This is a genomic window from Candidatus Hydrogenedentota bacterium, from assembly GCA_019695095.1.
Classification (GTDB): domain Bacteria; phylum Hydrogenedentota; class Hydrogenedentia; order Hydrogenedentales; family SLHB01; genus JAIBAQ01.
Window position 1 is genome coordinate 1 of record JAIBAQ010000328.1, and the last position, 3,923, is coordinate 3,923.

The window sequence follows — 3,923 nt, forward strand, 5'->3', positions numbered from 1 at the left end:
ACATCATCTCAATCTGCTTCGGGTCCGAATCGAGGTTAATCTCGTCGGCAAGCAGGGTCGGCGTGACGCCTGCAAACCAGTTGTAATCGTTAGTCGTCGGGTCGACACCGGGCACATCGGTCCACACTTTGCCTTCAGGTGTGTCGTACGTCGGATAGGGAGCAAGCCGGTTGGCCACGTCCACCCATTGTTTTCGCAAGTCGGCGTCGCGTCCGAGCAGTTCCGACGCCTCAGCGGTGCGATTCAACAGCCAGCGGAACATGCACAGCGCCGACGTCGAATCCTTGTTGCGCTCGAGTTTGGGCGTCCACCCCCAGTGTTCGGCGGATACCGTTGGAATGACATGGTAATAGCCGTCCTCTCCCAGCTTAGCGTAGTGCTGGTAGAAGATGGCCGTTTCGCGTAACGCGGGATACAGCGTGTCGGCCAAGAATGCTTCGTCGCCGCCGTAATCGAATCGGTCCCATAGGACCTTGAGCACCTGCGCCGGTATCTCCATGCAGAATTCCCAGACGGTTGTTGTGTGGGCGTAGACGTCCGGTTTGATGGGCGGCAAGTAACCGTGGAGCAACGCGGCGCCCGGCAGGTCGAACACGTCGCGGGCGTTCTGCTTGCAGGCTTCCAGCCAGAACGGCACGAGGCTGTAGTACTGCACAAGCCGCTCCGATTGGTTTTGCACGTGGAGGCTGGTGAAATAGAGCTCGTTGTAGCACGGCAGTCCATGCCACGGCGCCCAGTCTTGTTCCATATACGCGTACGACGTGTCGGCCTCGTAGTGCGCCGGGTCCGGAAGACAGAACCCACCGTGCGGACATTTCCACGAGTTGAAGAGGCCGGGAATCTGCTTACGGGCGTCGTCGGGATTGCCTGTGAAAACGCGGCCCTTTTCGCGGCGGTCGTACAACGCTTTGAACCATGCGCGATTCTCCTCTAGCAACCCGTCAAAGCCAATGTTCTTCGCCTCCTGCAGTTGCCTTCTGGCTTCGCTCAAAGGATCCGCCGCCTCCGCGCTGGTCACCACGACCACAATAAGCGTGAACGCCTGTACCTTTGCCGTGGACAGCGTAGCCGTCGCCGCGGCTCCCGGCGCTTCGCGGATAGCGCGATAGGTCGGAAGCATCTTCCAGAAGTTGGCCTGTTCGTCAACCTTTTTCTGTTGCTCGGGATTCAAGCTGGGTAGTGTGCCGAGACCCTTCTCTCCCTCAACGGTCTCGATTGCGACTTGCTGCGGCTCGACAAGCAGTCCCGCCATGACGTATTCGAAGCCGTTGGGGAACGTCTTCTCTGCGGGGAACTGCTGGCGAATCCAGAACACACCGTCCTCGGAGCCGCTTGTTGGCGGATCCATCGGACCATTTTCCGCGTCCTTCGCATAGTCGTAACCATCGAGAGGCTGCGGCTCAGGTCCGCCATGAGCGGAATAGGACTTGCCACGAATGGCGGTGTCGCAATGGCGATATAGCCGCGTCGAAACCGGCTTGTCCAACCCTTGGCAGTCGACGCGCACGGCCACGATATCGCGCGTCATCATGGGCAGGTACGACAAGACCGCCTTCCGGTCACCGACTGCGATCACGGCAGACCGCAGCCCGTTCTTGAAGTGCGTTGTCAAGGTCGGCTGTTGGGCCCCTTCAAGACCGGGAAATCGCAGGATAATCTGGCCGACCGGCTTGGGACATGGGAAGTCATAAGCGTCCCAGCCCCGATAGTAATTGTCTCCGTTCCCTAAACCCTCGGTTGCCGTCTCCATCTGTTTGATTAGCGCGTCAACTTTCAGCGGAGGTTCGAAGTATCTGCGGCGATCCCACACGTCCGTCTTTCTCACGCTGAGGGTCAGTTGAGAAGGAGGGCCCCAGAGGGACATCTTCAGATCCTGCGTGCCGAGATAGGGGGCCGTTCCGCCTCCCCATGTACCCACGGGCTGTGGATCACCTGCGGGTACCAGTTGGTCAATTGTTGCTTCCTGCGCCGCGTCCCACAAGCCCGGTTCGGTATTCCAAATCCGTGGATTTGGCGGCTCAGCCAGCGCCGTGCCAATGCACACTACCACGGAGAAACCAACCAGCAATGCCGCGCATCTCACCGTACACTGAACCATCATTCTCTACTCCTTTGCACTGCCTGGATGGAGCGAGTTCCGGCATTTCGCTTAACGACACACTAAGGGCATCTTGCTCTTGGGAAATGACGCCAACGATGTAGGTGAAATACAGAATCAAAGCCCCGGTTGCTGTGCGCAGAGTCGATGGTACACAGGCAGAATTGGAGGTACAAGCTTCGGCCTGCTTGTCATCTCCATTTTTCAATTAAGGCCTTCTCGCTGCCGGCAGATTGCCTGGAGGATTATTGAAGTCACTCCAGACCCGGCGTATTGTACGAGCCGATTCCCGGTGGAGAATTTAGGGGTCCGCGATGGTGACATCCGATACAGAAAGCCCCTCGCGCGAACGTTACGACTGGCTGGATCAGGCGCGCGGTCTGGTCGTGATCATGTTGATCGTGTCGATGTCCACCTACTACTACTCGGGCAATGTCCTCACCGACGACCCACCTCTCGGCCCGACGATGCTCAACCACGGCTATCAGTACTTCAATGGATATCCACCCTTGTTCACGCTTGTCGATGCGGGGCAGGCGATATTCATGTTCCTCATGGGCTTTGTGGGATACAACGCGTTCACAAGACGTTTGCGGATGCGAGGTTCCCGTTGTGCATTTTGGTATGCCACTCGACGCGTGGGAGCCCTCTACGCCTTGGCATTCCTTGAAAGCGTGGTGCTGCACTACTTCCTCGAAGGTAAAGCCATGTGGTACGACTTTCTTATCGAAAGCACGTTCACGATGCTTGCGCTGGGTTCCTTGGCAGGGTTCGCGAGTATTGTGCTGTGCCCAAACGCGGATCGGCGTATTCTGGTCGCCCTCACTTTGACGGTAATTCACTCGCTGCTATTCGCGTGCCCTTTCTTCGACCACGATACCGGCGACGACAACATCTTCCACCTCATGTACTTTCCTTTTGGCGTTATGGGCCTTTGTGCAGTGGCTATCGCGGGCACCTGTTTCGGACAATGGTGTTTTGCCCACGAAGGGGACCCTTATACTCGCTTTCAGAAACGCATGGTGCCTGTCACGTGGGCTGCGCTGTTTGCGGCGTATGCCCTGGACTGGATTCAGCCTCCTGAACCCCACGATGCGACCGCTGCGCATCAGTTGCTGTCGGTGGGTATGGCTGGACTTTTGATCATCGGATTCTACTCGTCCGGCCAGATGGGGCTGCGGTTTCCGCTGTTGAGCGTCATGGGCAAGAACTTGCTTGTCATGTTTGTGCTCGGCGGCGTCTTTCTCGAAATGTACCTAGATCTAATACCCAAAGAGTTCCTGATCCGCTGGCCTGTTGCGGCGCCTTTCCTGGTGGGGATTCTTCCTCTGGGGGCCTTGGCGGCGGTTGCCGCGCTCCTCGATAAACTTGGGATCATTGTGCGCGCATGAAAGCGGGAGCATACAAAGGGACACTGGCGCTGGCGGCTGTGATCTTGCTGCCCGTTTATCTCTTTACCCTGCAGACCGGCATAGAAAAGCGCCGCGTGTTGGAGGCAGCCTCCAAGGATGCCGGGCGCATCTCTACGGTAGCCCTTTCGGGATGGGCGTATGCGCAGAGGCACGATGGGCTTTGGCCTGAACTGCATCCCACAATATCCTTTGCCTATGCGCCTGATACCCGACCCCAGAGTTTCGCTCTCGCGGGAAGCGCGGAAGGCCCGGTTGACGATGCCCTGCGTGGATACGTTCTCGGCAACCTCAACAAAGACCGTGTAATGAGACTGGAACCCGCTTTGACTGAGGAAGCCTTCTTCTACCTCGGCTATGCGGTAGATTCGGAAGCTCAAGGAATCGCGCTTATCGATGCATTGAAGCAGACTCCT

General features: G+C 57.7%; 3 protein-coding genes. 2 read left to right on the forward strand and 1 reads right to left on the reverse strand.

Annotated features, from left to right (window positions below):
* The coding region (locus K1Y02_25765) for a hypothetical protein (GenBank protein ID MBX7259788.1) at window positions 1–2,101 on the reverse strand (2,101 nt) is incomplete at its 3' end.
* A gap of 311 nt (window positions 2,102–2,412) precedes the next feature.
* Here K1Y02_25765 and K1Y02_25770 point away from each other — a divergent pair.
* Both K1Y02_25770 and K1Y02_25775 read left to right on the forward strand, forming a co-directional pair.
* The gene (locus tag K1Y02_25770; protein ID MBX7259789.1) at window positions 2,413–3,489 is read left to right on the forward strand and encodes a hypothetical protein; all 1,077 of its coding nucleotides are present in this window, start codon (window positions 2,413–2,415) and stop codon (window positions 3,487–3,489) included.
* On the forward strand, window positions 3,486–3,923 hold a 438-nt coding region (locus tag K1Y02_25775; GenBank protein MBX7259790.1), incomplete at its 3' end, for a hypothetical protein. The genes K1Y02_25770 and K1Y02_25775, both read left to right, overlap by 4 nt.

Excerpts from the sequence above, each read along its gene's own strand:
- K1Y02_25770 (MBX7259789.1), top strand. The coding sequence starts at position 2,413 with ATGGTGACATCCGATACAGAAAGCCCCTCGCGCGAACGTTACGACTGG.